We start from the raw sequence: 6,738 nt of genomic DNA on the forward strand, positions 1-6,738 counted from the left end.
ATTTGACCCAAATTAACCGCTGACGGGGTGAAAAACCGCCGTCAGGGTCTTCTTCCGTAACCCTGACGGCGGTTTTTCACCCCGTCAGCGGTTTTGCATTAATAAGTATATAGTTCCGATAATCAATTCCCAATCCCTAATCCACCAATAACCAATAACCAATACACCAATAACCAATCACAATTTATTCGGCTTTGTCATTTCAACAATCTCAACGTCAAAAATACGTTTGCCGTCAATTTTTAAGCGAATAGCAGTTTGAACCGTATGAAAACCATGTAAACCTGCTGCCCCAGGATTAATAAATAACATTCCATTTCGGTTAATATCACGTTTTACCTGTAAAATATGCGAATGTCCACAAACGAAAATATCAGGTTTTTGTATCGAAAAACATTCCAAAGCGTCGGGTTTGTATTTTGATGGAGCTCCCGCAATGTGAGTCATACCAATCACCAAATCTTCACACATAAAATGGTTGATTTTCGGATAAATCTGACGTAAAGTAGCCCCATCAATATTTCCATAAACGCCCTCAATGGGCTTTATGGCTTCGAGAGTATCCGAAATAGATTCATTCCCCCAATCGCCAGCGTGCCAAATTTGGTCACACCATTCTACATGAGGCATCAGGCGTTCATCAAGATAATTATGTGTATCAGAAATGATTAATATTTTTTGCATTTGGCAATAGGATTCTTTTAAAGGACGAGTTTTTTAAATTTTCAAATAAAAATTATAATCTTGCGTATAAGGATTCCGTTTTTAAACAAAATATAATTATCTTAGTTTCATCACAAAACACATACGCCAACCATAACCAAATATGTCATGCTTGTAAAACCATTCGAGACTGCTCTTTACGAGAAATTACGCCTGTTTTTTGAGAAACATGACTTTACTTTGGTAGCTGACAAAAAACAATTCCGTAAAGTTACATCAACAGGCTTTCAAAACGTCATTTTTACGGCAACCGCTTATGAAGATGAGGTTTGGTTGGAAGTAAACTTTGGTTGTAGAAATCATCAAATAGAGCAAATAGCACAACAATTTTTAGGAAATACAAGAGACTTTTGGGGCGATTCGAATACGATTGTAGTATCGATTGGGAAATATAATGATGCTAAATATTTTCGCTATAAAATCATGACAGAACCCGACGTAGAGGATGTTTGTGATATTATTAAAGACTTTTTAGTGACGGATGGTTTCCCGTTTTTAGATGCCTCCGATAGCCTCTTATCATTGAATGACATTTTCAATAAAACACCGTATAAATCTTGTAAGTATGTTTATAATCAAGTACATAGAAGTTTTAAAGGCGTTATTTGTAGTAAACTAATTAATGACGATAATTTTATGGATTTGGCTGATAAACATAGAAATGCACTTACGAAAATTGGAGCAACGCCAGAAGAATTACGTACTTACGAGCAACTATTGGGCTTTTTACTCTATTTTTCTGTGAATTGAACGTAATTTATAAAAACGCTCCCAACGGTTTAAAACCCTTGGAAGAGTTCAATATCTTGTAAATCTATTACTTGCTTATCCCTTTTATCTCCAACTAAATTTTCTTAAATTGCATATCGAACGATTCCAATATATGCAATTGCGAGCAATCATACTCTTTGTTTATTTCCTAAGCTGTTGTTCATTTCTCTCAATGGCTCAGCTACGCTTTGAACGCATTGGTAATCAACAAGGGCTTTCTCAGAATACTATTCACAAAATTTTTCAGGATAAAAAAGGCTTTATTTGGTTCGCTACTTCCGACGGACTGAATAAATATGATGGTTATAATTTTACCATTTATCGTCATATTTTTGATGACCCCAATTCTATCAGTAGCAGTAATATTTCAACTATCAATGAAGATAGTCACGGTAATTTATGGATTGGAACTGCCGATGGGGGAATTAACAAATTAGACCGACAAACAGGGAAGTTTTTTCACGTTCTAAAAACTGACATCAATCAAGATATTGCTAATATTAGTGTTTCAGACATTATTGTTACCAAAGATGATAAAGTTTGGGTATCAACTTACCGATATGGTTTATTGGTTTTCGATAATAAAAAAAACACGGTGCAATGGCGGAAAAATGAAGCAGAACCTATCACAACCAATGATATTTCACACATTATTCAAGACCGAAACGGTAATGTATTGATGGGAGGACATTATGGGCAAATAATGGAGTTTTCTGCCAATAATACCGTTAAAACTTATACAATTCCCAATCATTTAACTGCCAGAAAAAATCAAATTACTTGTTTTTTTGAAGACCCCAAAGGCAATATTTTGATAGGTACAAGAGGAAACGGTATCTATCAAATGGATTTACGGACTCGCAATATTTCACAGATTTTCTATAATCCACAAAAAATAGATTTAGATAATCTCATCATGTCAATGGCTTATGACCAACAAGGTACGCTTTGGTTTGGAACAGAAAGTGGGGTTATTTTATTGAAAAATGGAAACTTAGCCTCTCCAATACATTTAGTATCAGACCCAGATTCTGACATGGGGCTTAATTCCTTGGCAATTCAAACTGTTTTTGTTGACCGTGATGATAATATTTGGATTGGTACTTGGGAGGCAGGTTTAAATGTTCATTATCATAAACAAGCAAAATTTACCTTATATCGGCATAAAACAAATACTTCTCAAAGTTTGCTTAGAGATAAAGTGAATTCTATTGTGGCGGAGGACGATGACCGAGTTTGGATTGGTACAAATAATGGTTTTTCTCTTTTAGACCGTCGCTCAAATTCTTTCAAACACTTCATCAATGACCCTTCTACTTCTACTTTTAGCAATAATAATGATGTCAATTTTTTATATAAAGATAGACAGGGTGATTTAGCGGTTTTAACATGGGGAATAGGGCTGAAAATGCTCAAAAAAGGAAGTAATACCGTCGTCAATTATCCATATTTAGTGGATGGTTACAGACCCAAATTAACCTGCATTCATGAATCAAAAATCACCAATCAGTTTTGGGTTGGTACACAAGATGTTGGCATACTGACTTTTAATAAACAAACTGGAAAATTTGCTCCCATTGCAGATTTGAATAAAAAAGGAATACTTTCTGAGCGACACATAAACTGTATTTTGGAAGATAGTAGAGGTAATTTATGGATTGGAACGTATAATAGTGGAATATTTATTTATAATTTTCAAACCCATAAAGTTGAAAATTTTCAAGAATCTGGTTTGGATGGAAGCATTAAAGGAAATCACGTTTTTCAGATTTTGGAAGATTCACAAAAACGAATTTGGGTTGCCACTAATGGTGGAGGTTTTGCCTTGTACCAACCACAAACGAAAACCTTTAAAACTTGGACGATTCAGGACGGTTTACCTAATAATACAGTAAAAGGAATTGTAGAAGATGCTCATCATAATTTGTGGCTTTCGACTAATAAAGGGCTTTCAAATTTCATTATTCAGAGTAATTCTTTCAAAAATTATACGCAAGCAAATGGTTTGCAAGGTCCAGAATTTGTCATAAATGCCTATTCTAAAAATAAAGCAGGTGAAATGTTTTTTGGTGGAACGGGTGGTCTGAACGTCTTTCATCCTGATAGTTTGACCGAAAGCAATGATGTCCCACCTGTGTATATTTCTGGATTGAGACTTTTCAATAAACCTGTATCGGTTGGTCAAAAAGATTCACCTTTGCATAAAGATATTTTGGAAACGGACGAAATTTCATTTACTTCCGACCAAAATGTATTCTCTATCGAATACACCGCTTTGGATTTTCAACAGCTCAAAAATAATCAATACGCTTACATTCTTGAGGGTTTCGACCACGACTGGAACTACGTTGGTACGCAAAGAATTGCGAGTTACACCAACTTAAACCCTGGCGAATACACTTTTTGGGTAAGAGCCAGCAATAATGATGGTGTTTGGAATAACCAAATGGCATTTATTAAAATTATCATTCTGCCACCTTGGTACAAAACTTGGTGGGCGTGGTGTATTTATGCTCTGGTGATTGTGGGCAGTATTTACGCACTCAGACGAGTGATTCAGGTACGTGAAAGATTTAGGTCGGATATAAAATTACAGGAAAGAGAAAAAGACCAAATTCAAGAATTAGACCGCCTAAAGACTAATTTCTTTACCAATATTTCACACGAGTTTAGAACTCCGTTGACTTTGATAATCAGTCCTTTAGAAAGATATTTAGCTGAAAATACCGACTTGCCAGAAGTACAAAGAAAACGTACTGAATCTATTTATCGGAATGCCAAACAATTACAAAAATTGATTAATCAATTACTCGATTTATCAAAATTAGAAGCAGGCAGGCTTTCTCCCGAAATCACGCAAAGTGACGTCGCTGAGTTTGTAGAGAAAATAACCTATTCATTTCAAGATTTAGCATCGCATCGTAATATATCGCTCAAATTTTCTTCATCGCCCGAACAAATAATGGCGTATTTTGATGGTGATATTATTGAGAAAATAATTACTAATTTATTATCAAATGCCTTTAAGTTTTCAAAAGACGGAGGAAGTATTTTAGTGGAAATTTTAGAGAATCCTGCTGATAATGAGAAAGTTATCATTAGAGTAAGTGATACAGGCATTGGCATTGCTCAACAACATTTAAGAAATATTTTTAATCGTTTTTACCAAGTTCATGATAAAGCTCAGCCCCAAGTAGTGGGAACAGGTGTCGGTTTAGCTCTTTGTAAAGAATTGGTAGAATTACACCGAGGCGAAATTTTAGTAAGTAGTCGAGTAGGGCATGGAACAACCTTTTCGGTACATTTGCCCATTGCCCGAAACGCCTTTGATGTTAAATGGATTCGTGATAATGTGGTAGTTAAAAAAGAACAGGAATTATTACTGAAGACTGTTGTACGAGAAAATAAAAAACAAGCTAAATCGACCTCTTTGGCGGATGCTTCTATCATTTTAATTGCCGAAGATAATGAAGATTTAAGGGCGTATATTAAGGAAATATTTGTCGAAAATTTCCAAATATTAGAAGCAGATAACGGCAAAGATGCTTTTGAATTGGCTCAACAACATTTGCCAGACATCATAATTTCAGATTGGATGATGCCATTGATGACAGGCGTTGAACTTTGTGAAAATGTAAAGACAAATTCAAAAACGAGCCATATTCCTGTGATAATTCTGACCTCAAAAAGTAGTAATGAGAGTAAACAAGTTGGTTTAGAAACAGGAGCAGACGACTATATTACAAAGCCATTTAATGCCAACTTGTTGGAGGTTAGGGTTAAAAATATTCTTGAAAATCGGAAGAATTTGAGGCAATTATTTGGTAAATCTCCAAAATTAAAACCCAAAGAAATTACCCTAAACTCTTCTGATGAACACTTTTTGGAACGTGCTATTCGTATCATTGAAGAAAATATCAGTAATCCTGCTCTTGATATTCAATTTTTGGAAGAAGAATTGAAAATGAGCAATATGCAGTTGTACCGAAAACTAAAAAGCTTAACCAATCTTTCAGGAAATGAATTTATCAAAAATGTACGTTTGAAAAAAGCGGTACAATTGCTTGAAAGTGAGAATTATAGTGTTTCAGAAGTTGCCTATAAAGTTGGCTTCAATGACCCTTCCTATTTTACAAGAATCTTTAAAAAAGAATATGGAAAAGCCCCTTCTGAATATGTAGAAAAGAGTTTAGATATTTAGAAGACTCAAAAATATTACCGCAATAACCGTAAAAGAAATCCCAATAATGAAAAAAATATTCCTTGCTACTGTGTTCAGTTTATGCTCACTTTTTTCAAGTTCTGCACAAGACCATAACCACGATTCTACTTTTCGGAAAGCGACTTTCAAACATTACATTACGCCATTGATATTGATTGGCGGAGGTTTGTCTATAAATAACGCTGATTTTAAAGCAAAGCAAATCAAGGTTAGAAATGAAAATTTTATGGATTTCCATAATAAAATAGATGACTTAATACAATTCGGACCTCATGCCGCAGTCTTTGGTTTAGATTGGATTGGCGTAAAAAGTAAGCATGATTTTAAAGACAAAGTAGGCTTGATGTTAGTCGGTGGCGTAATAACTTTAGGTACAGTTACAATTTTAAAAGAATCCACGAAACAGTGGCGTCCAGATGGTTCGGCAGATAATTCATTTCCCTCTGGGCATACCGCTAATGCCTTTTTTGGAGCAACGATTTTAGCAGAAGAATACGCTGACCAAAGTGTTTTATTTACCGTTGGAGGCTACACGTTGGCAACTGCTACGGGTGTTTTTAGAGTTTTAAATAACCGCCATTGGGCATCAGATGTATTAGTTGGGGCAGGAATTGGTATTATTTCTGGCAAAGTGGCGTATGCCGTTTATCCTTGGTTGAAAGAGAAAATTGGAGGAAAAAGGAAAAATAACAATATCAGCTTAATCCCAACTTACGACGGTTACGCAATGGGAGGAAATTTAAGAATTGCTTTTTAGTTATTGGTGGATTGGTTACTGGTTGATTGGTGGATTAGTTACTGGTGGATTAGTTATTGGTGGATTGGTTACTGGATAATATTAATTTGTAAAAAAACGATATTGAAGGAACCTATAATTACAAAAAGCACTTTTTTATAACCAATAACCAATAACCAATAACCAATAACCAATAACCAATAACCAATAACCAATAACCAATAACCAATAACCAATAACCAATAACCAATAACCAATAACCAATAACCAATAACCAATAACCAAA

Annotated in this window: 4 protein-coding genes; 3 read left to right on the top strand and 1 reads right to left on the bottom strand. The window is 34.8% G+C overall.

Annotation, left to right across the window (positions count from 1 at the left end; translation table 11 throughout):
• Nucleotides 1-177: 177 nt before the first annotated feature.
• Nucleotides 178-684 (bottom strand): metallophosphoesterase family protein, encoded by a 507-nt coding sequence (locus tag VB796_RS12045; protein WP_323346795.1) that lies wholly within the window; start codon nt 682-684, stop codon nt 178-180.
• A gap of 147 nt (nt 685-831) precedes the next feature.
• On the opposite strand from VB796_RS12045, the gene VB796_RS12050 reads away from it, so the two are divergent.
• From VB796_RS12050 to VB796_RS12060, 3 genes are all read left to right on the top strand, one after another.
• Complete coding sequence (locus VB796_RS12050) at nt 832-1,473, top strand: hypothetical protein (RefSeq protein ID WP_323346796.1); 642 nt, start codon at nt 832-834, stop codon at nt 1,471-1,473.
• A 193-nt stretch (nt 1,474-1,666) separates the two neighbouring features.
• A complete protein-coding gene (locus tag VB796_RS12055) occupies nt 1,667-5,695 on the top strand; it encodes a two-component regulator propeller domain-containing protein (RefSeq protein WP_323346797.1) in 4,029 nt (1,342 codons plus the stop codon).
• Between the two features lie 46 nt (nt 5,696-5,741).
• Nucleotides 5,742-6,473 carry a phosphatase PAP2 family protein gene (locus tag VB796_RS12060; protein ID WP_323346798.1) on the top strand — a complete coding sequence of 244 codons (732 nt, stop codon included), beginning with the start codon at nt 5,742-5,744 and terminating at the stop codon, nt 6,471-6,473.
• The last annotated feature ends 265 nt before the right edge of the window (nt 6,474-6,738 follow it).

The sequence above is a fragment of the Arcicella sp. LKC2W genome (assembly GCF_034931005.1).
GTDB lineage: Bacteria > Bacteroidota > Bacteroidia > Cytophagales > Spirosomataceae > Arcicella.

What these genes read in the sequence shown, in the direction of transcription:
- VB796_RS12055 (WP_323346797.1), top strand. Translation starts at nt 1,667, where the DNA reads ATGGCTCAGCTACGCTTTGAACGCATTGGTAATCAACAAGGGCTTTCT.
- VB796_RS12045 (WP_323346795.1), bottom strand. Translation starts at nt 684, where the DNA reads ATGCAAAAAATATTAATCATTTCTGATACACATAATTATCTTGATGAA.
- VB796_RS12060 (WP_323346798.1), top strand. Translation starts at nt 5,742, where the DNA reads ATGAAAAAAATATTCCTTGCTACTGTGTTCAGTTTATGCTCACTTTTT.
- VB796_RS12050 (WP_323346796.1), top strand. Translation starts at nt 832, where the DNA reads ATGCTTGTAAAACCATTCGAGACTGCTCTTTACGAGAAATTACGCCTG.